General features: G+C 65.2%; 21 protein-coding genes. 5 read left to right on the top strand and 16 right to left on the bottom strand.

What is annotated here, in order from left to right:
* Nucleotides 1–54 precede the first annotated feature (54 nt).
* From ACSSV4_RS08125 to ACSSV4_RS08115, 3 genes are read left to right on the top strand one after another with little or no spacing between them, the layout of a single operon-like run.
* On the top strand, nucleotides 55–942 hold the full coding sequence (locus ACSSV4_RS08125) for a CPBP family intramembrane glutamic endopeptidase (protein ID WP_454274559.1): 888 nt from the start codon (nucleotides 55–57) through the stop codon (nucleotides 940–942).
* 60 nt (nucleotides 943–1,002) lie between these two features.
* Entirely contained in the window at nucleotides 1,003–1,938 is a 936-nt protein-coding gene (gene accD, locus ACSSV4_RS08120; protein ID WP_454274557.1) for an acetyl-CoA carboxylase, carboxyltransferase subunit beta, read from the top strand.
* On the top strand, nucleotides 1,935–3,209 hold the full coding sequence (locus tag ACSSV4_RS08115; protein WP_454274555.1) for a bifunctional folylpolyglutamate synthase/dihydrofolate synthase: 1,275 nt from the start codon (nucleotides 1,935–1,937) through the stop codon (nucleotides 3,207–3,209). The genes accD and ACSSV4_RS08115 overlap by 4 nt, the downstream gene beginning before the upstream one ends.
* A 341-nt stretch (nucleotides 3,210–3,550) precedes the next feature.
* Here the strand turns inward: ACSSV4_RS08115 and ACSSV4_RS08110 are convergent, their stop codons facing one another.
* The 10 genes from ACSSV4_RS08110 to cobT form a co-directional block, all read right to left on the bottom strand.
* A complete protein-coding gene (locus tag ACSSV4_RS08110) occupies nucleotides 3,551–4,615 on the bottom strand; it encodes a Hint domain-containing protein (protein WP_454274553.1) in 1,065 nt (354 codons plus the stop codon).
* Between the two features lie 90 nt (nucleotides 4,616–4,705).
* Nucleotides 4,706–5,620 (bottom strand): lipid A-modifier LpxR family protein, encoded by a 915-nt coding sequence (locus tag ACSSV4_RS08105; protein ID WP_454274552.1) that lies wholly within the window; start codon nucleotides 5,618–5,620, stop codon nucleotides 4,706–4,708.
* A gap of 215 nt (nucleotides 5,621–5,835) precedes the next feature.
* Entirely contained in the window at nucleotides 5,836–7,191 is a 1,356-nt protein-coding gene (locus tag ACSSV4_RS08100) for a hypothetical protein (protein ID WP_454274550.1), read from the bottom strand.
* 159 nt (nucleotides 7,192–7,350) lie between these two features.
* On the bottom strand, nucleotides 7,351–7,935 hold the full coding sequence (locus ACSSV4_RS08095) for a GNAT family N-acetyltransferase (protein ID WP_454274549.1): 585 nt from the start codon (nucleotides 7,933–7,935) through the stop codon (nucleotides 7,351–7,353).
* Nucleotides 7,932–8,327, bottom strand: coding sequence for a ketosteroid isomerase-related protein (locus ACSSV4_RS08090; protein WP_454274547.1), 396 nt, complete (start codon nucleotides 8,325–8,327; stop codon nucleotides 7,932–7,934). Before ACSSV4_RS08090 ends, ACSSV4_RS08095 begins: the two co-directional genes overlap by 4 nt.
* Entirely contained in the window at nucleotides 8,324–8,785 is a 462-nt protein-coding gene (locus ACSSV4_RS08085; RefSeq protein ID WP_454274546.1) for an arsenate-mycothiol transferase ArsC, read from the bottom strand. Before ACSSV4_RS08085 ends, ACSSV4_RS08090 begins: the two co-directional genes overlap by 4 nt.
* Nucleotides 8,786–8,788: 3 nt before the next feature.
* Complete coding sequence (locus tag ACSSV4_RS08080; protein ID WP_454274544.1) at nucleotides 8,789–9,268, bottom strand: UPF0262 family protein; 480 nt, start codon at nucleotides 9,266–9,268, stop codon at nucleotides 8,789–8,791.
* A 125-nt stretch (nucleotides 9,269–9,393) separates the two neighbouring features.
* Nucleotides 9,394–10,380: an MBL fold metallo-hydrolase gene (locus tag ACSSV4_RS08075; protein ID WP_454274542.1), complete on the bottom strand. Its 987-nt coding sequence runs from the start codon at nucleotides 10,378–10,380 to the stop codon at nucleotides 9,394–9,396.
* A gap of 302 nt (nucleotides 10,381–10,682) precedes the next feature.
* Nucleotides 10,683–12,347, bottom strand: a complete 1,665-nt coding sequence (locus tag ACSSV4_RS08070) for an ABC transporter permease (RefSeq protein ID WP_454274540.1) — start codon at nucleotides 12,345–12,347, stop codon at nucleotides 10,683–10,685.
* A gap of 157 nt (nucleotides 12,348–12,504) precedes the next feature.
* Nucleotides 12,505–13,518, bottom strand: coding sequence for a nicotinate-nucleotide--dimethylbenzimidazole phosphoribosyltransferase (gene cobT / locus ACSSV4_RS08065; protein WP_454274538.1), 1,014 nt, complete (start codon nucleotides 13,516–13,518; stop codon nucleotides 12,505–12,507).
* Nucleotides 13,519–13,596: 78 nt separating this feature from the next.
* On the opposite strand from cobT, the gene ACSSV4_RS08060 reads away from it, so the two are divergent.
* Nucleotides 13,597–14,355, top strand: a complete 759-nt coding sequence (locus tag ACSSV4_RS08060; RefSeq protein ID WP_454274537.1) for an adenosylcobinamide-GDP ribazoletransferase — start codon at nucleotides 13,597–13,599, stop codon at nucleotides 14,353–14,355.
* Between the two features lie 149 nt (nucleotides 14,356–14,504).
* Here ACSSV4_RS08060 and ACSSV4_RS08055 read toward each other — a convergent pair whose 3' ends face one another.
* Genes ACSSV4_RS08055 through argH form a run of 5 tightly spaced genes read right to left on the bottom strand, consistent with a single transcriptional unit; the run spans nucleotide 14,505 to nucleotide 20,357 of the window.
* The gene (locus tag ACSSV4_RS08055; RefSeq protein WP_454274536.1) at nucleotides 14,505–17,129 is read right to left on the bottom strand and encodes a TIGR02302 family protein; all 2,625 of its coding nucleotides are present in this window, start codon (nucleotides 17,127–17,129) and stop codon (nucleotides 14,505–14,507) included.
* A 37-nt stretch (nucleotides 17,130–17,166) separates the two neighbouring features.
* A complete protein-coding gene (gene lysA / locus ACSSV4_RS08050) occupies nucleotides 17,167–18,432 on the bottom strand; it encodes a diaminopimelate decarboxylase (protein WP_454274535.1) in 1,266 nt (421 codons plus the stop codon).
* A 49-nt stretch (nucleotides 18,433–18,481) separates the two neighbouring features.
* The gene (locus ACSSV4_RS08045) at nucleotides 18,482–18,790 is read right to left on the bottom strand and encodes a DUF2834 domain-containing protein (protein WP_454274534.1); all 309 of its coding nucleotides are present in this window, start codon (nucleotides 18,788–18,790) and stop codon (nucleotides 18,482–18,484) included.
* A complete protein-coding gene (locus ACSSV4_RS08040) occupies nucleotides 18,787–18,969 on the bottom strand; it encodes an argininosuccinate lyase (protein WP_454274532.1) in 183 nt (60 codons plus the stop codon). Before ACSSV4_RS08040 ends, ACSSV4_RS08045 begins: the two co-directional genes overlap by 4 nt.
* Nucleotides 18,966–20,357: an argininosuccinate lyase gene (argH, locus tag ACSSV4_RS08035; protein ID WP_454274530.1), complete on the bottom strand. Its 1,392-nt coding sequence runs from the start codon at nucleotides 20,355–20,357 to the stop codon at nucleotides 18,966–18,968. The genes ACSSV4_RS08040 and argH overlap by 4 nt, the downstream gene beginning before the upstream one ends.
* A 24-nt stretch (nucleotides 20,358–20,381) precedes the next feature.
* On the opposite strand from argH, the gene ACSSV4_RS08030 reads away from it, so the two are divergent.
* The gene (locus tag ACSSV4_RS08030) at nucleotides 20,382–20,948 is read left to right on the top strand and encodes a TlpA family protein disulfide reductase (RefSeq protein WP_454274529.1); all 567 of its coding nucleotides are present in this window, start codon (nucleotides 20,382–20,384) and stop codon (nucleotides 20,946–20,948) included.
* Nucleotides 20,949–21,072: 124 nt separating this feature from the next.
* Here ACSSV4_RS08030 and ACSSV4_RS08025 read toward each other — a convergent pair whose 3' ends face one another.
* Nucleotides 21,073–21,408 carry a hypothetical protein gene (locus ACSSV4_RS08025; RefSeq protein ID WP_454274528.1) on the bottom strand — a complete coding sequence of 112 codons (336 nt, stop codon included), beginning with the start codon at nucleotides 21,406–21,408 and terminating at the stop codon, nucleotides 21,073–21,075.
* Nucleotides 21,409–21,538: the final 130 nt, after the last annotated feature.

Raw genomic sequence — 21,538 nt, 5'->3', positions numbered from 1 at the left:
GCGGGCGGGGCAAGCCGATTGCAACAGCTAGCCCGGCGGGATAGCGTCTCGTCCATGCGATACGACGCCCATGAACGGCTTGTTGCCCCCGCCCGCGCCTCTGCCGCCCTGCCGCGCCTTGCGGGCGGTCTCGTGCTGCTGGTGCCGCTCTTTCTGGGCCTGAGTTTCGGCTACGCGGCCCTGCTGCCGATGGTCTTCGGCCCCGAGACATGGGCACGGATCCAGCCGGGGATCGCTGCGGCCACCACCCCGGCGGGGGTGCTGATCAACCTGCTGACCTTCGCCCTGCTGATCGTGGCGCTGGCGGTGATCCTGCCGATCGTGCACCGGCGGGGACTTGCTTCACTGATCGGGCCGCTGCCGCTGGCGCTGCGGCAATTCGGGCGGGCGCTGGCGGCGATGCTGCTGCTTTACGGGGCGGTGATGCTGTTCCCGATGCCCGAGAGTGTCGCACCGGAGCCCAATCTCGATCCCGCCATCTGGCTGGTGTTCCTTCTTCCCGCTCTCTTTGCCCTCTTCTGCCAGGTCTTCGCCGAGGAACTTATCTTTCGTGGCTACCTCCAGAGCCAGCTTGCCGCGCGCTTCGCCTCGCCGCTGGTCTGGCTGGTGTTGCCCTCGGTCGGCTTTGCCGTCCTGCATTTCAACGCGATGAGCTATGGCGGCACAGCCTGGCTGATCGTGCTCTGGGCCGGGGCCTTCGGCCTCGTGGCGGCGGATTTGACGGCCCGCTTCGGCACGCTCGGCCCCGCCACCGCGGTCCATCTCATCAACAATTTCAGCGCCATCCTGATCGCCGCCCCCGAGGGGCAATTCGACGGGATGGCGCTCTATGCCTATCCGTTCGGGATGGATGACACGGCGATGATCACGGCGATGATGCCGGTCGACGTGCTCATCCTCATCTGTGGCTGGCTTGCCATCCGTGTTGCCCTGCGCGGCTGATTGCATTTCCCGCGCGCCCCGCTTATGTGGTGGCGCAACGTCAAGGCAGGGGCCCGCCCGATGAACTGGATCACCAACTACGTGCGTCCGCGGATCAATTCGATCTTCTCGCGCCGCGAAATCCCGGAAAACCTCTGGTCCAAATGCGACGAGTGCGGGACCATGCTGTTTCACCGCGAACTCTCGGGCAATCTCAACGTCTGTACCAATTGCGGCCATCACATGGGGATCACGCCGCGCGCGCGTTTCGCCGCGCTCTTCGATGGCGGGCTCTTCACTGAGGTCGAGGTGCCGCTGCCGACGCCGGACCCCCTGCATTTCCGCGATCAGAAGAAATATCCTGACCGTCTGCGCGCCGCGCAAAAGGAAACCGGCGAGAAAGAGGCGATGCTGGTCGCCACCGGCGAGATGGGACGCACCCCCATCGTCGCCGCCGCGCAGGATTTCAGCTTCATGGCGGGCTCGATGGGCATGTATGTGGGCAACGCCATCATCGCCGCCGCCGAGGCCGCGGTGCGGCTCAAGCGCCCGCTGATCCTGTTTTCCGCCGCAGGCGGCGCGCGCATGCAGGAGGGGATTCTGTCGCTCATGCAGATGCCCCGCACCACCGTCGCCGTGCAGATGCTGCGCGAGGCCGGGCTGCCCTATATCGTGGTGCTGACCCATCCCACCACCGGCGGCGTCACCGCCTCCTATGCGATGCTGGGCGATGTGCAGATTGCGGAACCAGGCGCGCTGATCTGCTTTGCCGGGCCGCGCGTGATCGAGCAGACCATCCGCGAGAAACTGCCAGAGGGCTTTCAGCGCGCCGAATACCTGCTCGAACACGGCATGCTCGACCGGGTGACGCCGCGCCCGAAGATGCGCGACGAACTCATTACCATTACCCGCATGCTGATGGGCCTGCCGCCCGCCGTGAAAGGCGATCTGCCCGCCCCCGCGATCCCCGATCCGGTCGTGACAGAGGCCCCGGCCAAGGACGCCCCCGAAACATGAGCGCCCCCACATCCGACCTCATCCTCGAGAGGATGATGGCGCTGCATCCGAAGATCATCGACCTTACGCTCGACCGGGTCTGGCGCCTGCTTGATGCCTTGGGCAATCCGCAGACCGACCTGCCCCCGGTGATCCATATCGCGGGCACCAACGGCAAGGGCTCGACCCTCGCTATGATCCGCGCCGGGCTCGAAGCGGCGGGCAAGACCTGCCACGCCTATACCTCGCCGCATCTGGCGCGGTTTCACGAGCGTATCCGGCTGGCAGGCGCGCTGATTTCCGAAGATCACCTGACCGCCATTCTCGATGAATGCTATGCCGCCAATGGCAATGAGGCGATCACCTATTTCGAGATCACGACCTGTGCCGCGCTCCTTGCCATGGCGCGCACGCCAGCAGATTATACCCTGCTCGAGGTCGGGCTTGGCGGGCGGCTCGACGCGACCAACGTGGTGGACCGCCCCGCGCTGACGGTGATCACCCCCGTCTCCATCGACCACGAACAATATCTCGGCAACACGCTGGCAAAGATTGCAGGCGAGAAGGCCGGGATCCTCAAGCGCGGTGTGCCCTGCGTGGTCGGTCCGCAGCATGATGACGCGATGGCCGTGATCGAGGCCCGCGCCACCGCGCTCGGCGCGCCGCTTCTGGCCCACGGCCAGCACTGGCACGCCTATGAGGACCGCAGACGGCTGATCTATCAGGACGAGACCGGGCTGTGCGATCTGCCGCTGCCAAACCTGTCCGGCGCGCATCAGATTGAGAATGCAGGCGCGGCGCTGGCCGCGCTGCGCCATCTGGAGGCGGGCGAGGCCGCCTGCGAGGCGGCGGTGACCCGCGCCTACTGGCCCGCGCGGATGCAGCGGCTTGTGCACGGCCCCTTGGTCGAGGCCGCGCCGGAGGCGGAAATCTGGCTCGATGGCGGGCATAATGCCGCCGCCGGTCAGGCGCTCGGTCGGCATCTGGCGGGCTTGCCAAAACGTCCCACACATCTGATATGCGGCATGCTCAACACCAAGGACATCGCCGGCTATCTGGGGCCCTTGGCGGCGCAGGCCGAACAGCTGATCGCGCTGTCCATTCCCGGCGAGGCCAACACCCTGCCCGCCGAGGCCACCGCAGAGGCGGCGCAAACCGTGGGGCTGCGCGCCACGACCGCAGGCAGCGCGCTGGAGGCCGTGCAGCGCATCGCGGCCCAGGAACCGCAAGCGCGCATCCTGATTTGCGGCTCACTCTATCTCGCCGGTGGCATCCTGCGCGAGAACGGCTGAGCAGGGTTGGGGGCATGGGCCGGAGCGACCGTTAGCCGTGGTTTCTCATGAGGTTGTTCAGCGCCGTGAGCGGCGAGCGGCCTTTCAGGGCGGAGTGTGGTCTTGATCGGTCGAACCGGTCAAGCCAGTGCGACATGACGGTGGTGCGTGCGTCCGACGATGGATGCGCGCGGCGACAGGCCCCCGGCCTCCGCGTGACCCGGACCGACACCCGGTTCCGCGCATGGGGATCATTGCCAAGCTCCGCTTCAGGCCAGACCAACCCGTTCCCCAGGCCCGTATCCAAGGCACCAGCCGTCGGCCCCGTCAGCCGGGGATGCTCAGGGCATCGTCATGCCCCCTCACGCCGCCTCATGCGCCAGGATTGCCGCCTCAGACCCGTTGAGACAACGCCGCGCATAGCCGCCATAGATATGCGGCTCGTATTCCAGCGTCGGGTTGAGCGCCAGCAGCCGCGCGCGATCGGCCTCGGTCAGGGTCGAGAGCGCAGCGCTTGCGGGGTGAAAGCTCTCGGTCTCCACGCCATTGGCCCAGATGATCTGATGGCTGGGCAGGAGCAGGTGGACATAGGTCACCTCGCGCGAGGCCAGATCGATCGCGACCGTATCGTTGTTCACAAGGTCGCGCGCCATCACCAGCACCTCGGGCGTATTGAACAGCGCGCGCGCCACATCGCCCTTGACCAGCACGCGATGCTCGGGGCTGACCAGCAGGGCCTCATCAGGACGCCCGGTGCCGAGCGCACTCGCCCCCACACGAATGGGCCGCAGCCGGGGCATGGCAAACAGCCGCGCACCGGTCATGTGACGGCTTCCGACCCACTGGATTTCCTGCGCACCGCTGTCGCGGGTCTGTACATGGTCGCCCTCCCGCAGCTCTTCCACCAGGCGCGGGCCTTCGGGGGTCTCGATCCTTGTCCCGGGTGTGAAACAGATCACGCCGCCGCTCGCCGGCCCGGTCGAGGCCCCGCGCATCCCCTCGAGCGAATGATGAACGATCCACATCTCGGTATCGCGCGGCGGGATCTCGTCGAGAAACATCAGAAGCGGCGGCGCATCGCCCGCCACCTCGATGATCGTGACCGTGTAGCTGCGCAAGCCGTCGGTCACGACAAAGCCGGTATCCATGATCGGCTCGGGCACATCGACCGCGCCCAGATCCTTTGTGTTGCTCATCGCGGCGCCCACCAGACGCCGCACCATCCGTGCCGCACGTTTGCGGTTCACGGTCTCTCCCTCCGCCATGTCCAGGCGCAACAGCTCGTTTGGTCCGTCCACGCGCACCACATCGCCGCGCCAGAGCCAAGTATGCCCCACCGCAAGCGACCGCACGAGTGCGTCCGACGTACCATCCAGTTCTGTTTGCGCCCAGGAGATGACGAACGTGCCTTTATAGCCCGTCCCCATATCTCTGACTGCCTGCCTCTTGTCTTTTTTTTTATTAAGGGGAGCGTAGCAAAGGCGAATCACCCTGAAAAGCCCCCGAAGTAATTTTTATCAGAACCGCAACCTGAACTGCACAGATCCCACCACCTGCCCTTCGCGCTGCTCGTCGAATTCCTCGCTCAGCCAGGTCACGCCATAGAAAAGCGAGCTGCCCCCACTGCCTTCCCAATGGAAGCCACCACGCAGGCGGGCGCGGTCCTCGGACAGGGTGACGCCACTGCTTGCGGGCAGAAACTCGCTGCTGTCGACATAGGCGATATCGCCGCCAAGGATGAAGGCGGTGCCCGGCTCGTCCTTGCGCACCACGCGGTAGCGTTGCCCGGTCACCGGGTCGCGCACCAGCAATTCACCGCGTGTCAGATCGCCGATGCTGACATCGACCCCAGCGCGCACCAGATCCTCGAGCCCCAGCCGCGCCTCGGCGAAGGGGCGGATCTGCGCCGGGCCAAGGTCAAAGCTGCGCCCGGCCTCGAGCACGGCCGAGGGGTAGATGCTGTTGTCGATCTGATTGCGGCGCACCACGGGGCCGATGCCGTTGCCACCGAATATGTCGTGGATGAATTCCTGAAAATCGTCGAGCCCGGTCTGCGGGCCGGTAAAGACCAGATCCGCCCCGGCGGCGACTTCCACGGTCGCCTGTTCGAAATGCGTGTGCAGCCCGAAGCCGAGCGCCCCGGCGAAGGGCCGGTCGTTCGGCCCACCACGCGCAAGATTCTCGGGCGTGATGATCTCGCCGTTGAAGCGGAACTCGATCAGATCACCGAAACGGTCCGGGGCCTGTCCAGACCAGCCATCCGCCCAGACCCGGCTTGACGCCACCGAGCCCGAACGCCAGCGATCCTCGGTATCGCCAGCCACGTCATTGGTGAACAATACGCCATAGCCGATCCGGTAGCGACCCTCTGCCTGAACCATCGAGGTGAGGCCTACGCAAAGGCCAAGGGCAATCACAAAAAGACGCGTCATCCCGCGCGCTCCCCAGTTGTTGCCCCCCGGCATTTATGGAGGTAGCAAATATGGACGACGCTTTGCCAGCGAAACTTTGACAAAAGTTCGCGATAGTGGCGGAAATCCCAGAACGCGCCGTCCCCACCCCGTCATCCTCGCAACCCCCCGTCGTCCTCGGGCCTGACCTGAGCATCTCTTGCCAGGACATGATGTGCATGTGGCACCGGGTTAGATTACTCTTCCGCGTCCTCCTCTGCCTCATCCTGAAGAGCCGAAACGCTCACATCCGACGACAATGCGCGATCGGGTTTGATACGCGGCGCAGGCTTGCGCCATTCCGCGAGGTTCTGACCCACTTCCTTGTAGAAGAACGGCACCGCATCCTCCAATTCCTTGATGAAGTTGGTTTGCTGAGTGAATTTCCCGCCAAGTCGTCGGGACATAAACACATGGAAGCTGAGCACTTGTAGGCCCGCCTTGTCCTTCTCGCAGGCAGCCGGGTCGGCAAGCAATTCCGAGATCGAAAATTGCGTCGCTTCACTCCTTCCCGGCCAGTTCAACCTGACGAACAACTCTTCCTGCTTTTCGGTCTTCATCTGTCGCAACAGCCAATTGACCCTCGCCTTTGACGAAACCTTGTCCTCTGGCGCGCGCATCGTCATGCCAATGTCAATCGTCCGGCGTGCGATGTCAGCGACAATCTCAAGAGGTGCCGCAGCATCCGGTATATCAAGCACCGACATCAGCCTACCTGCCTCCCTGAGCGTCAATAACTCGTCCTTACGGCGCTCTGCCGGAGAATTGCGATGCTTTCTTGGCAGCTTTTCTTCTACGGTGGCTTCCGTCTGTCGGCTCAGGATCAAGGACAGATCCCGGGTTTCCTGATGCCATGCCTCAAGAACGACCGACGCTTCGTTGGATTTCGCGGGAATCTTTCCTCCTGCGGAAATCAGGCGGTTGATTTCAGGCCATTCCGGCGGCATGCGGTCAAAGCCTTTCACGCCCGCGCTCTCATGGGTCAGAAACCGCCGCAGTTCATTGAGCAACAGTTTCTGATCCTCATCGGCAACCGCATCGCGATTGAGAAGAAGATCAATGATCGTCAGGATCGACATCCATGACCAATGATAGACAGGTATTCTGGAACGGCTCTTTCGCACTTCGTCCAAAGGGTGGTTGGACGTTGTCGTCGCGAACTGGTTCGAAATCGTGATGACACAGTCCACCCCCTGCTCCTTGGCGATTTCACGATACTTCTCGACCTGTTCCGTACCGAGTTCCGCATTGCCAACCTTGGCTTCAACCAAAGCCCGCCATTCCTTGGCGCCATTGCGCATGACGATAAGACCGTCGGGACGATCCTTGACCTTGATCTTTTCATTCTTGAATACGATCTCGGTGAATGTTTCGACCTTGGCTCTTTTACCGAGACGCTGACCAAGGGTTGCCATGAGTTCTGAACCGAATTCCTCCACTTTGGATATGCACGCGCGTACAATCGAGGTTGTCCGGCCTTCCTTGGACGTTGTCGCAAGGACAGGAAAAAGCCGCGCGGCTTCTCCCTGAACGAGATAATCAGGACGATCCATCGTCAAAATCCTTTACTTCATGCAAGGACGTTAGACGACGGAACAGACGTCTTACAACTATAAACAGAGCAAAGCTATTGGCGTCCCCTCCCCGTCATCCTCGGGCCTGACCCGAGGATCTCTTGCCCGGCGTGGTGCGGGTGAGGGGTGAGCCCACGCTCAGAGCGCCCGCATCCAGAATTGCAGGTCGTGGTCGGTCTCGGCCTCGCGGTCGACATCCTTCCAGCGGAACTGCGCCACAGTCCCCGCCACGGGCGCGTAACCACGCCTCCGCCAGAAGGCGTCAAGCGGGCGGTAGGCGTCGGCGCGCAGGGGATGGTCCGGCGGGCGCACCACGCCGCAGAAGGCACAATGCGTCCGGCCCAGCGCCCGCGCATGCGCCTCGCGCGCGTCGAAAAAGCGGTGGCCGATGCCCTGCCCGCGATATTCGGGCAAGAGCACGCTTTCGGCACAGTAGAAAATCCGCTCCAGCGGCAGGCCCGTGCCCGCGAGCGCCGCGCCGAAATCCTCGGCGTGATCCTCCATCGGGGTACCGGTCGCGGCCCCGATCAGGCGATCCCCGTCATACGCCCCGACAAGGATCGCATCCTCGCTGTCGCGATAGACCTGAAGATAGCGCTCCTCATAGGCCAGATCACCGTCATAGAGGTAGGGAAAAGCGCGAAACACCTCGATCCGCAGCCGCGCCACATCGGGCAACGCCGCGGATAGCGCAACCCCGGTCAGCCGCTCGACCGCAATCATGCCGAGACCTGACGCGTCCAGTCGGCAAGGTTGTAATAGGTCACCACGCGGGTGATCAGGCCGTTCTCAAGCGAAAAGAACGAGCCCGCAGGCAGCCGGTAGGTCTGGCCCCTCGCCTCGGGCAGCCCCTCGTCGGTCTCGAGATAGGTGCCGTTCACGATATATTCCGCCGCCGCCCGGGTGCCGCCTACAGCGTCGAAGATCACCATGTCGGTCAGCTCTTCGCGGTAGCAGCGGCTCATGTGATCGCAAAAATCGCGGAACAGGTCCTTGCCTTCACGGACCTGCCCTTCGTTGACGAAATGGCGCACATCGTCGCTCAGGCAGGCCAGCATCGCGGGCGTGTCGCCGCGATTGAAGGCGTCGAAATAGGCGCGGACGGTGTCGTTCATGTTTCCTCCCGGGGTGGGCCCCATCTGTTCTGCAAATGGCCGATGATCTGGTCACGGGTCTTGCGATAGGCATCAAGCCGCGCCTCGCGGGTCTGTGCCAAACCGGTAGGGTCCATGATCGGCCAGTAAACGACATCGAGGTGAAAATAGCGGGTCAGTTCCAGCGCTCGGCGCTGGCTTGCCGGGCTGAGGGCCACGATCAGGTCGAAGGATGTCAGATCATCGCCCCACTGCTCCATCTCGTCGAAACTGCGCGTGCGGTGGCGGTCCAGTTCGACCCCGATCTCGCGGCAGACGGCGATGGAAAACCCGTCAATCTCCATGTCGCTCTTGACCCCCGCCGATTGCACATAGGTGCCGGCACCGTAGAACTTCTTCATGATGCCTTCGGCCATGGGCGAGCGCACAGCGTTGTGATCGCAGCAAAACAGCACCGATTGCGGCAACGCCTCGGGCATGGATCAGCCCCCGAAATGCAGCACGCAGATCAGCGTGAAGAGCCGCCGGGCGGTGTCGTTGTCAATCTCCGCCTTGCCCTCCAGCCGCTCGGACAGCACGCGCGCGCCCTCGTTGTGGATGCCGCGCCGGGCCATGTCGATGGTCTCGATCTGGCTCGGCGGCATGTTCTTGACGGCATCGAAATAGCTCTCGCAGATCGCCCAGTAATCCTTGACCACCTGCCGGAACGGGCTGAGCGAAAGGTGAAATTCCGCCGCCGGATCGCCGGTTTCGGTGCGGATGTCGAAGACCAGCCGCTTTTCGCGGATCGACAGGCCGACGCGGTAGGGCCCGTCGGGGGCCACGCGATCATCGCGCGCGGGCAGGGAAAAGCTGTTCTCCTCGATGAGATCGTACATCGCAACCTTGCGCTCCTGCTCGATCTCGGGCGTGGGCGGCGGCAGGTTGGCGTCATCCAGTTCGATATGGCAAATCCGGCTCATGGCATCACTCGTGCAGCTATATCCGCCTCGTGCCTAGCGCAGGCGGCGCGCCTGGGCAATCGCCAGCGTGCCGCACGGGAGACGCGATGCGCCCCCCGTGCCCGTTGCGCCACGCCGCGCCTCGGTCAGGCGGTCATCGCGTGATGGCCGAAATAGTGAAACTCCTGCTCCATGCCCGCAATCTCGGCGGCCTCAAGGCTCAGGCTTGGCCCGTCGAGGAAGCGGTGGTTCTTTTGCCCCTTCACCCAGTCGTCGGCCACCTGAAGTGTGGTCAGCGTGTAGCTTGTGGTCTCGTTGAGGTAATGGGTGGGGATCACGATACGCGGGTTGAGCCGCGCGACGATCTCGTTGCCCTGCTCGAACGACAGGATATGCTCGGACCCGTCCACCGGCAGGGTCAGCACATCGACCCGCCCCACCGCCTGCCAGAAGGCATCGGACGGGTTGTGCCGGTTGTCGCCCCAGATCAGCGTGCGGATGCCGCCGGTCTCGACCAGGAAGGCCACGTTGTCCATGTGGCCCACATTGTTGGGCGGGCAGGCATCGACCCCGAATTCGGCCAGCGCGTCGGTCCAGTGATACCAGCCGGGGGCGACGCAGGTATGCTTGTCGGCGAAACCGGTGATGCTCAGATCGGCGAAGTCGAAGCGTCCCACCATCCGGTCGAGCACCATGGTGGACTGCGGCCGGTCCACCGCGTCATGGTCGAAATGGGCATGGGTGGACATGCAGATATCGACGATCGTTTCGGGAAACTCGGTCTTGAACCACATCCCCCAGGCACCGGAGGGATCGTCGCGCCACGGATCAAACAGCACCGTTGCCCCCTTGGGCGAGGTGATCCTGATCGCGCAATGACCGAAGAAATCGAGACCCACGGCGCCTTCGCCCGGCTGCCCGGTCTCGCCTTGCAGGCCGATCACGTGGTTGTTGTTGCCCGGTTGCAGCCAGGCCGTCGATTGCGCCTTTGCGGGACGCGCACCGATCACCTGTGCAGCCGCACCCAGGCCCGCCGCCCCGGCGGCCATGAAGAACGAGCGCCGCGACACCCCGGGGGCAAGCCCCTCGGCGCGGCCATCCACGAGAACGGGTTTGAGGTCTTTTCTGTCCATGATGCCATCCCTGTTGTTATGTCTGTCGCCGGGTCCGTCCGGCATTGACAGGGTAGCAGCGCTATGGTGACGACAAGATATGGGAAAACCTTGGGGGAAATACGGGGGAAATCCCCACATTATGAGCGGTGAAGCCTCACTCCTTGTGCCCGGCGCAGTGGGATCTTCGTCTGGGAACCCAAGCTGTCCGGGCCTGCCTGGCGTCGAAATGGCATCAGCGTCGGGATTGGGCCTGGAGCTGCCGTTTAACCTTGGTGCCAATGCGCGGAATCAAGGCGCGGCACGCGCCGCCGCGCAACGCCCTACCCCGGCGCAATCGCCGTGCCCAGCTTGGCCGCGCGGCGACCCATCCCCTCACGACCCAGCGTGCGGCACAGGATCAGAACCGGCACAAGCCCGAACGCAACCAGCACCAATGAGGGCACCGCCGCCTCGGAAAGCCGCTCATCGGCGGCCAGGCGATGCGCCTGCACCGCCAGCGTCTGAAAGTTGAACGGGTGCAGGATCAGCGTCGCGGGCAGTTCCTTCATCACATCGACAAACACGATCAGGAGTGCCGTCACCACCGAGGTCCGCGCCACCGGCAGATGCACCCGCGTCAGAAGCTTCGGCCCCGGCTGCCCGAGCGAGCGTCCGATCGCATCAAGATGCCCCGGCACGGTCGCCATCCCGCTGTCATAGGCGTTGAGCGCGGCGGCCATGAAGCGCACCACATAGGCCATCACCATCAGCCAGATCGACCCGGTGATGAGCAGCCCGGTTCTGATCCCGAAATATCGCTGCATCACTGCATCGAGCGCGTTGTCGAACGCCGCCATCGGCACCATCAACCCGACCGCGATCACCCCGCCCGGCACCGCATAGCCCAGCCCCGCGCCCACCACCAGCCAGCGCGAGGCGCGCCCGGGCCGGGTGCGCGCCCGAAACCCCACGAGGATCGCCCCCAGCACCGTCAGCACGGCGGCGACGCTTGCCAATGTGACGGAATTGGTCATGAACCCCAAATAGCGCGGCGAGAACAGATCCTGCCCCGAGCCGAGCGCCATCATCCCCAGCATCACCACCGGGATGAGAAAGCCCACAAGCACCGGCAGGAAGCAGAGCGTGAACGCCCCCCAACCCGCCACGCCGCGCAGTTCGGGCCGTTCCATCGTCTCGAACCGCGCGCCGCGCCCGGCGGTGCGCGCCCGGCCCCGGCTCGCGCGCTCCAGCCCCGCCAGCAACAGCGCGAATGTCAGTAGGCAGAGCGCCAGCTGCGCCGCCGCCGCGCGATCCCCAAGACTGAACCACGCCTGATAGATGCCGGTGGCAAAGGTCTGCACATTGAAGAATGCCACCGTGCCGAAATCCGCGATGGTCTCCATGATCGCCAGCAATGCACCGCCCGCGATGGCCGGGCGCGCCATCGGCAGCGCCACCCGCCAGAACGCCTGCATCGGAGAGCGCCCCAGCGTACGCGCCACTAGGAACGCATTGGCCGATTGCTGCCGGAACGAGGCCCGGGCCAGCAAGTAGACATAAGGATAAAGCACGATGGTCAGCATCAGCGCCGCGCCGCCAAGGCTGCGCACCTCCGGAAACCAGTAGTCGCGCGGCCCCCAGCCGGTCAGCGCCCTGAGCGCGGTCTGCACCGGCCCCGGATGATCCAGCATATGGGTATAGGCGTAGGCCATCACATAGGCCGGAAAGGCCAGCGGTAGCGCCAGCGCCACCTCCAGCAGCCTCACCCCGGGAAAGCGGTAGACCGTCACCAGCCACGCCGTGACCGATCCGACTACCGCCGTGCTGACCCCGACAATCGCCACCAGCGCCAGCGTCGTCGCCGTGTAACGCGGCAAGACCGACGACAGTACCTCGCGCCATGTCTGCAAGTCGCCGGTAAACGCGGCCAAGCCAGCAGCGAGGATCGGCGCCACACACAGCACGACCACGATCCAGGCGAGGCGGTGCAACAGGGTTTCACTCATGGGCGGGGCGCTCCGGTCTAATCCGACGATTTTGATCAGTATTCCGGCGCGGCGAAAGGGTCAAGGAACTGCCTTTGTCATCCTCGGGCGTAACCCGAGGATCTCCCGGTCAGGAGGTCGTCCGGTCAAGCCGGACGATGACAGCGGGATTACACCATCACCCGTCCGAAACCCCCGCCTCGGCAAACGTCGCCATGCCCGAATGACAGGCCAGCGCCGATTGCACGACGCCCATGGCCAACACGCCGCCCGAGCCCTCGCCAAGGCGCAGGCCAAGCGACAGCAGCGGCACCTTGCCCAACCGCTCCAGCAGCCGTGCATGGCCCGGCTCGGCGCTCACATGGCCCGCAAGCGTATGGTCGAGCGCGCCGGGCCGCGCCACCTCCAGGCAGGCAGCGGCAGCGGTGCAGATGAACCCGTCGAGCAGCACCGGCACGCGCAGCATACGCGCGCGCAGGATCGCCCCCGCCATCGCCGCCAGTTCGCGCCCGCCAAGGCAGCGCAGCACCGCCAGACCGTCCGTCGCGCCTTTATTCACCTCGACCGCCCGCGCCACCACTTGCGTCTTGCGGTCCAGCCCCGCCGCATCCACCCCGGTGCCGCGCCCGGTCCAGGCGCCTGCAGCGCCGCCGAACAGCGCCAGCGCAATCGCCGCCGCACTCGTGGTGTTGCCGATGCCCATCTCGCCCACGACCAGCAGGTCGGTCTCGGGGGCCACGGCGTCCCATCCGGCGCGCAGCGCGGCAATCACCTCGGCCTCGGTCATTGCCGGGCCGGTGCTGATATCCGCCGTGGGCCGGTCAAGATCGAGCGCGCAGACATCCATCCGCGCCCCCGCCACGAAGGCCAGTTGGTTGACCGCCGCACCGCCCGCCTCAAAATTCGCGACCATCTGCGCCGTGACCTCGGCCGGAAAGGCCGACACCCCCTGCGCCACCACCCCGTGATTGCCCGCAAAGACAACCACCTGCGGGGCGCTCACCCGCGCCCGCGCCGCGCCGCGCCAGCCGCAATACCAGCGCGCGATTTCCTCCAACCGGCCAAGCGCACCCGGCGGCTTGGTCAGTTGCGCATCGCGCGCGCGCGCCGCCTCTGCGGCACCCGCATCGGGCGCGGGCAGATCGCGCAACAGCGCGGCCAGATCGGCAAGGGTGGAAAAACCGGCGGTCATGGCGTGCCTCGTTGCATAGGGACCTGCCCTTGATGTATCGCGACAGGGTCCTTGACCACAGCCCCAAAAGGCCCCCGCATGGCAGAAAGCGACACCGCCCTGATGCGCACAGGCGATCTGGCCCTCGCGCTCTCGCTGCTCAGCCGCCTGCCCGTGCGCTGCACCTCTTTCGCGCGCGGCGCACGCGCGGCCTGGGCCTATCCGCTGGCCGGGCTGGTGGTGGGCGGGCTGGCGGCATTGGGCGGACTGGTCGCACTCTGGTTCGGCTTGCCTGCCCCGCTGGCGGCGCTCATCGCGCTGACCCTCGGGACCGTCACCACCGGCGCAATGCACGAGGACGGACTGGCCGACAGCGCCGATGGCCTCTGGGGCGGCTGGACGCGGGCGCGGCGGCTGGAGATCATGCGCGACAGCCATATCGGCAGCTACGGCGTGATCGCGCTCTGCCTGTCGCTGGCGGCGCGGGGCGGGGCGCTCTGGCTGCTCTTCGCGCAGTCGGCGTCGGCAGGCGTCACGGGCGTTCTGGTCGCCGCCACCCTGTCGCGGGCCGCCATGGTCGGGGTGATGCATGCCCTGCCCCATGCCCGCAGCGACGGGCTGTCGCACAGCCAGGGGCAGGCCCCCATGAGCTCGGTCGCGCTCGGCCTCGGCCTGGCCTTCGGTGTCGCGCTGCTGCTGGCCGGCGGCGCCGGGGTCTGGGCGGCGCTCTGGGCCGGGATCGTCGCCGCCGCAGTCGCAGCCCTGGCACGCGCCAGGATCGGCGGACAGACCGGCGACATCCTTGGGGCCACACAACAGCTGGCGGAAATCGCGATACTGTTCAGCCTGCTGGCGTGATGTGTGCCGCCTCTGGCGGGACGTCGCCCGATGCTGCGAGTGCAGGTCAATACCGAAGCTCGGGATCAACCTTCGGAACAGGCCACCGCGCACCGCCCTGTCGGCCAAGATCAGCAAGATCAGCAAGAGGTCCGTAAAAGCCCCCCCGCTCAGAACCGGTCCAGCAACCGTTCCAGGTAATCGAGCTCCACGTCGGGCCGCTCACCCTCGCCCGAGCGCCGCCGAATCTCGTCGAGCAGATCGCGGGCGCGGCGGTAGACATCCTCGCCCTGCAAGAGATCGTCCTGGGTGCCCGCGCGTCGTCCCTGACCCGCCTCGCGGCCCAAGGGATCGGCCTGCGCCCGTCCCGGCGCGCCGTCCTGATCGCCCTGCCCGCCCGGGTTCTGCTGTTCCGCCATCGCCTCGCCCATGTTGCGCATGCCCTCGCGCAGCGCCTCCATGGCGTCGGCCTGCTCGTCAATCGCCCCGGCCAGATCGTCGTTGCGCAGCGCCTCCTCGGCGCCTTGCATAGAGCGTTCGGCCCGTTCCAGCGCCTCGCGTGCGGCCTCTCCGGCCTCGCCGCCCAACCCCGGCAGGCCCTGCCGCTGCCGCTCCAGCTCACGGCGCAGCGCCTCTTGCCGGTCCGCCAGTTCGCCTTCGGCCCCTTGCTGCCCGCCCTGGCCCTCGTCGGCGCGCTCCTGACCTTCACCACCCTGACCCTGCTGCTGGCCACCCTGACCGTCCTGCCCGGGCATGTTCTCATGGCTCTGGCCGCGCCCCTCTCCGCCGCTCCGGCCCTCATTGCCCTGCGACTGCCCGGATTGCGCGCCGGGATTGAATTGTTCCTGCAGATCGCGGAACGCTTGATCCGACAGGCCCTGCTGCTCGCGCAGCGTCTCTGCCAGACCCTCCATCGCCTCTTGCCCCGGCGACTGGCCCTGCTGGCCCTGGCCTTGCGTGACCTGCATGTTCTCCATCATCTGCTGGAACTCGTCCAGCGCCTGCTGCGCCTCGGCAAAGCGGCCCTGTTCCATCAGTTCCTGAATGCGGTCCATCATGTCCTGCAGATCCTGGCTGTTCATCTGCATCATGTTCTCGGTGCTCTGCTGATCGCCGCTGTTCTCGGGGTCCTCGCGCTGCGCCTGCTGCATCTTCTGGCGCAGGTAATCCTGCGTGGCGTCGCGCAGTTCCTGCATCAGCCGGGCGATGTCCTCCTCGCTGGCCCCGTTCTTCATCGCCTCGCTGAGCCGCTCCTGCGCCGCGCGCATCCGCTCCAGCGCGTCGCCCACATCACCGTCTTCCAGCAAAACGCCCAGATCCCACAGCGCCTGCGCGATCTCGTCGCGCTCCTCCCCGCTCAGGCCGCCGTCGCTCTCGGTCTTGGCCTCAAGCTGCCGCAGGATCACCCGCAGCCGCAGATAGGCCTTCTCGGACCGGAAAAGCCCCTCTCGCGGCTTGTAAGACACCGCGCGCAGCACCTGCGCCACCCGTGCCGCATTGTCGCGCGACCACAAAAGATCGCGCCGCTGTTCAATCACCGCCGCCGCCATCGGGTTGAAAAACCGGCGCGCGGGCAGGTCCATCTCGACAGGCTCCGACAGCCCCTGCTGCGCGGCCGCATCCTCGACCCGCAGCCGCAGCGTCACCGGCAGATGCGCCCAGGGGTGCTCCGACAGGTTCTCGATCAACGTCTCGGTGAAGGCGCTGCGGTCGCCCGCCAACGGCATCGGCAGGTCGAGGCGGATGGGCTCACGCGGCTCCGGCGCGACGCGCAGACCGTAACGCCGGTCAACCCGCTCCATGTCGAGCTCAAAGACAGCCCCCCCGGCCACCACGCCGTAATCGTCGCGCGCCTCGAAGGGCTGGCTCATCTGCCCGTCAAAGGCGGTCTTGGCTTGTCCCTCCAGCACCCGCACAGCCGGGGCAGCATCGGCAATCGCCTCGACCTGCCAGGCGCGGCCACCGGGGCCGTCGATGCGCAACTCGCCGCCGTGCGTGACGGTGAATTCCTGTTCCGTCCCGGTCGCGGGCGGTGCGTCATCAGCCCGCCCAGATACCGTCTCACTCAGGCTGAGCGCGCCGACCTCGCCGTAAAACCGCAGGGTAATTTCGCTGCCCTCAGGCACCACGATCTCGCCTGACTGATCGGCCAAATATAGGCTCGGCAAGCCGGTATAGGCGGGCGGTTCGATCCAGCCCTCCCATGTCGGGCCAGAGGCCAGCGCCGTGCCGCGCCCGGCACCCGGCACCATCTCGGCCACCGACCCCGCACGCCAGACAGAGCCGAAAAGCAGCGCCACCACAAGGCCCAGAAGCGCCACGTAGCGCAGCCCGAACGGGTCCTGCCGCGACAGGCGCAGATCAGGCTCGACCGCCTTCGCCTGCGCCGCGCGGGCTGCCATCCGATCCTGATGCGCACGCCAGAGCGCCTGTGATCCGACGTCCTGCGCGCCTACAGCCTGCGTATCGGCCAATGCCGCCAAGGGTCGCCCCGGCAATGTCGCATCAAGCCGGGCGAGCGCCTCGGCCCGGGTCGGGAAGCGGAACCGCACCGCCCCGCGCGCGGCGAAGACCACCACCGCCAGACCGCCCAGCATCAGGCCGGTCCACACCGCCTCGACGCTCACCATGTCCTGCACGCCCAGCATGACCAGCGCCGCGGCACCCGCCAACAGGCTCCAGACCGGCCAGAAGGCCCGCACCAGCCGCTCGGCGATCAGCCCGGCCCAGGTCAGCACCAAGGGCCGCCGCAGCCGCGCCGTCACGTTGTTCAGGGGGTTTCGCGTGTCTGCCATGGGCCGCGCCTCTACTCGGCCCGACGCGCGCACCGCGTCAGAGCCATTCAGGGATGGTATCGCGATTTATCATTTCGTCAAAGGTCGGGCGTGGCCGGATCACGGCAAATTCACGCCCATTGACCAGAACCTCGGGGATCAGGGGGCGGGTATTGTACTCGCTCGACATCACCGCGCCATAGGCGCCAGCACTGCGGAACGCCACCAGATCGCCCTCGGCGAGCGGCGGCAGCATCCGCCCGCGCGCAAAGGTGTCGCCGGATTCGCAGACCGGGCCGACCACGTCATAGGCGCTCTGCTCGACACCGGGCGCCGGTTCCACCACCGGAATAATGTCGTGCCAGGCGTCATACATGGCCGGGCGAATGAGGTCGTTCATCGCCGCATCGAGGATCAGGAAATCGCGCCCCTCGCCCTCTTTCACATAGATCACCTCACTGACCAGAATTCCGGCATTCCCGGCCACCAGCCGCCCCGGCTCGATCTCGATCTCGCAGCCCAGATGGCCCAATGTTTCGCGAATCAGCGCGCCGTATTCGGTGGGCAGCGGCGGCGCCTCGTTCGAGCGGGTGTAGGGAATGCCCAAACCGCCCCCAAGGTCGAGACGGCGAATATCGTGTCCTTCGGCGCGCAACTGCTCTGTCAGATTCGCCACCTTCTGATAGGCTTGGCGAAACGGCTCCAACTCGGTCAGTTGGCTGCCGATATGCACGTCGATGCCGATCACGTCGAGCCCCGGCAGGGCGGCGGCCTCCGCATAAACCGCACTCGCACGCGAAATCGGAATGCCGAACTTGTTCTCGCTCTTGCCGGTGGCGATCTTGGCGTGGGTTTTCGCGTCCACGTCCGGATTGACCCGCACGGTGATGGGCGCGGTCACCCCGAGGCTCAACGCCACCTCGCTCAGCGCGCGCATCTCGGGCTCGCTCTCGACGTTGAACTGACGGATGCCGCCCTCAAGCGCCAGACGCATCTCGTCCCGGGTCTTGCCGACGCCGGAAAACACGATCCGCTCACCGGGTACGCCCGCCGCCCGGGCGCGCATGTATTCGCCGCCCGAGACCACGTCCATCCCCGCGCCAAGCCCCGCCAGCGTGCGCAGGATCGCCTGATTGCTCGCCGCCTTCATGGCATAGCAGACGAGGTGATCCATGCCCTCCAGCGCCTCGTCGAACAGCCGGAAATGCCGCGTCAGCGTCGCGGTGGAATAGCAGTAGAACGGCGTGCCCACCGCGCGAGAAATCTCCGCCAGCGGCACATCCTCGGCATGCAACACGCCATCACGATAGAGAAAATGATCCACGCGCGCTCCCGCCCCGTTTCATCGTTCCAAAAATACTCAAATCAGGCCCTTACACCTCACGCGACATCCGCAAGAAAAGGTAAAGCGGCAAGCCGCAGCTTACCCCGATGCAGAAGGTCGCCGGAATCGCGATCAGCCCGGCCCAGTGTCGGTGCCGCACCGCCTCGACCAGCACCCAGACGGTGAGCGCCACGGCAGCGATGGTCAGGTCCCAGACAAGGCCCGAACTCGCCGCGTTGGCATGCCACGCCTCGACCATGCCGCCAAGGTCAAAGCCGTTCTCGCCGAACCACGCGAGAAAGTAATACATCGGATGCACCGCCCCCCAAACGGCCAGTGCCGCGAACACCCATCTCACAGGCCCAGCCCCACACCAAGGTTGACGCCGCCCACGCGCACGCCGGTGCCGACGCTGGTATGTATGCCGCCGCTCCCGGCGCTCACCGTGGTGTTGACCGAGGGGCGCACCGGCTCGCCATCCACGCCGCAGCCCAGAAGGGCCATCATCCCGAGCCCCACAAGAATTGCTCTCATCATGCCAGACGCTCCTTCCACCGTGCCACCTGCGCGCGCACCTGTTCGGGGGCGGTGCCGCCATAGCTCGTCCTTGAGGCCACCGAATTATGCACACCGAGCACATCATAGACCGACGCGTCGATTTCGCCATGCACTTGCTGCATCTCGTCAAGGCTGAGGTCGGGCAGGTCGCAGGCCTTCGCCTCCGCGCGCGCCACCAGACTGCCGGTCACATGATGCGCGTCGCGAAACGGCATATCGAGCACCCGCACCAACCAATCCGCCAGATCCGTCGCGGTGGAAAAGCCCGACCCGGCGGCAGCCTCCAGATTGGCCTTCTGTGCCTGCATATCGCGCACCATCCCCTCCATCGCCGCCAGCGCCAGCATCAGGTTGTCGGCGGCATCAAAGACCTGTTCCTTGTCCTCCTGCATGTCCTTGGAATAGGCCAAGGGCAGCCCCTTCATCACCATCATCAACGCCACATTGGCCCCGAAGATCCGCCCCACCTTGGCGCGAATGAGCTCCGCCGCATCGGGGTTCTTCTTCTGCGGCATGATGCTCGACCCGGTCGAGAACCGGTCCGACAGGGCGACAAAGCGGAACTGCGCCGAGGACCAGATCACCAATTCCTCGGCGAACCGGCTCAGATGCATCGCGCAGATGCTCGCCGCGCCGAGAAACTCCAGCGCGAAATCCCGGTCGCTGACGGCATCGAGGGAATTGGCGCAGGGCGCGTCAAAGCCCAGCGCCTGCGCCGTCATCTCCCGATCAATCGGGAACGACGTCCCTGCCAGTGCCGCCGCGCCGAGCGGGCATTCGTTCATCCGCGCCCGCGCATCGCGCACCCGGCTCAGGTCACGCCCGAACATCTCGACATAGGCCATCATGTGATGGCCCCAGGTCACCGGCTGCGCGGTCTGCAGATGGGTGAACCCCGGCATCACCCAATCCGCCCCCGCCTCGGCCTGTGCCACCAGAGCACGCATCAGCGCCTCCAGCGCGCCATCCGCCGCATCCAGTTGATCGCGCACCCAGAGCCGGAAATCCGTCGCCACCTGATCGTTGCGGCTCCGGCCCGTATGCAGCCGCCCGGCAGGCGCGCCCACCAGCGCCTTCAACCGCGCCTCGACATTCATGTGAATATCCTCAAGCGCCGTGGAAAATTCAAAATCACCCCCCTCGATCTCTGACAAGACCGTGAGAAGCCCTTCCCTCATCGCCTCGGCATCCTTATCACTGACAATACCCGTGGCGGCCAGCATGGCGGCATGGGCACGCGACCCGGCGATATCCTGCGCCGCCATCCGCTTGTCGAATGAGATCGAGGCATTAATTGCCTCCATGATCGCATCCGGCCCGGCGGCAAAGCGGCCGCCCCACATCTGGTTCGAGGTCGTGTCAGTCATGTCTTTTGCCCTTCGGAGGGAATTATGAAAACCATTCGTCAGATCGTCCTTTATATGGCCTTCGCGCTCGGTGCAAACGCCGCCATGGCCGATACCGCAGCACTTGAGGCGCTGCGCGAGGGGGACATGAAGAAACTGATGTTCCATTCCGCGCCCAAGCCCGCGCCGCAGGTGGAATTCGAGCGTGAGGACGGCTCCACCGCCACGCTCGCCGAGTACCGCGGCAAGCATGTCGTGCTCAATTTCTGGGCCACATGGTGCGCGCCCTGCAGGAAAGAAATGCCGATGCTGTCGAACCTGCAAGCGCAGATGGGCGGCGAGGATTTCGCCGTCGTCACCATCGCCACCGGCCGCAACCCGCCCCCGGCGATGAAGGCGTTCTTTGACGAGATCGGCGTCGACAACCTGCCCCTCCACCGCGACCCCAAAAGCGCGCTCGCGCGTCAAATGGGCGTCTTCGGCCTGCCCATCACGGTGATCCTCGACCCGCAAGGAAACGAGATCGCCCGCCTGCAAGGCGACGCCCATTGGGACAGCGACAGCGCGATGGCGATTATCGGGGCGTTGATTGATGGGGGTGGGGGGAGTTGAGGGGTAGAGGTCTCTGACATAGGGTTTCATGGAACATGAAAATCCACACTGCCTGCCCTTTCGGAGCGAGTAATACAAAACCGGATCACAAATCGAAAAGCATTTTTAAAGTGGAAAAGTGCTTTTATTTCGGATCGTCATCGCCTTCTACAGGCTCTGTTTTTCTTTCATCACCTGACCCTAAAAGCCTTTTTTCGCAATAGCGGTACCAAAGGTCGTGCCATCTCTCCAAAGGCACAACTGCCCAAGGAAAATCCAGATACTTCCCTACCGAAATGGTGAACACGAGTGCAGCCGTTATAAGGAAGGCCAACAGCCCATTGGTCAGGTGTGGGCCTATGAGGCAAACAAAAAATACCGTCAGAATAAAGACATACATAAACCGCTCACGGTTAAATTTGAGCTTCAAATCCTGAAGTTCATCTTCAAGCGTGGCTGCTTTGTCATCAATCCGGTGCACTGGGGGAGAGGGTCTAAATGAGCTACTCCCCATCGGTTGGACAGGATCTGGCGTAAATTAAGCTACTCTTTGCACCTGCTGATCGGGTTGGGTTTTGTCTTTTCTCAGCCAATAGAGCACGGCGGGTGGT

The sequence above is a fragment of the Roseovarius sp. MBR-154 genome, from assembly GCF_053628595.1.
Note: the sequence above shows the minus strand (reverse complement) of the source record. Positions and strands in the feature narration are given on the sequence as shown.

Bases quoted from the DNA above. Each gene is read 5' to 3' on its own strand.
- ACSSV4_RS08115 (WP_454274555.1), top strand. From the start codon at position 1,935: ATGAGCGCCCCCACATCCGACCTCATCCTCGAGAGGATGATGGCGCTG.
- cobT (WP_454274538.1), bottom strand. From the start codon at position 13,518: ATGACCGCCGGTTTTTCCACCCTTGCCGATCTGGCCGCGCTGTTGCGC.
- ACSSV4_RS08040 (WP_454274532.1), bottom strand. From the start codon at position 18,969: ATGATGAGAGCAATTCTTGTGGGGCTCGGGATGATGGCCCTTCTGGGC.
- ACSSV4_RS08090 (WP_454274547.1), bottom strand. From the start codon at position 8,327: ATGAACGACACCGTCCGCGCCTATTTCGACGCCTTCAATCGCGGCGAC.
- ACSSV4_RS08100 (WP_454274550.1), bottom strand. From the start codon at position 7,191: ATGGATCGTCCTGATTATCTCGTTCAGGGAGAAGCCGCGCGGCTTTTT.
- argH (WP_454274530.1), bottom strand. From the start codon at position 20,357: ATGACTGACACGACCTCGAACCAGATGTGGGGCGGCCGCTTTGCCGCC.
- ACSSV4_RS08085 (WP_454274546.1), bottom strand. From the start codon at position 8,785: ATGCCCGAGGCGTTGCCGCAATCGGTGCTGTTTTGCTGCGATCACAAC.
- ACSSV4_RS08055 (WP_454274536.1), bottom strand. From the start codon at position 17,129: ATGGCAGACACGCGAAACCCCCTGAACAACGTGACGGCGCGGCTGCGG.
- ACSSV4_RS08080 (WP_454274544.1), bottom strand. From the start codon at position 9,268: ATGAGCCGGATTTGCCATATCGAACTGGATGACGCCAACCTGCCGCCG.
- ACSSV4_RS08125 (WP_454274559.1), top strand. From the start codon at position 55: ATGCGATACGACGCCCATGAACGGCTTGTTGCCCCCGCCCGCGCCTCT.
- ACSSV4_RS08105 (WP_454274552.1), bottom strand. From the start codon at position 5,620: ATGACGCGTCTTTTTGTGATTGCCCTTGGCCTTTGCGTAGGCCTCACC.
- ACSSV4_RS08075 (WP_454274542.1), bottom strand. From the start codon at position 10,380: ATGGACAGAAAAGACCTCAAACCCGTTCTCGTGGATGGCCGCGCCGAG.
- ACSSV4_RS08030 (WP_454274529.1), top strand. From the start codon at position 20,382: ATGAAAACCATTCGTCAGATCGTCCTTTATATGGCCTTCGCGCTCGGT.
- ACSSV4_RS08095 (WP_454274549.1), bottom strand. From the start codon at position 7,935: ATGATTGCGGTCGAGCGGCTGACCGGGGTTGCGCTATCCGCGGCGTTG.
- ACSSV4_RS08070 (WP_454274540.1), bottom strand. From the start codon at position 12,347: ATGAGTGAAACCCTGTTGCACCGCCTCGCCTGGATCGTGGTCGTGCTG.
- accD (WP_454274557.1), top strand. From the start codon at position 1,003: ATGAACTGGATCACCAACTACGTGCGTCCGCGGATCAATTCGATCTTC.
- ACSSV4_RS08110 (WP_454274553.1), bottom strand. From the start codon at position 4,615: ATGGGGACGGGCTATAAAGGCACGTTCGTCATCTCCTGGGCGCAAACA.
- ACSSV4_RS08060 (WP_454274537.1), top strand. From the start codon at position 13,597: ATGGCAGAAAGCGACACCGCCCTGATGCGCACAGGCGATCTGGCCCTC.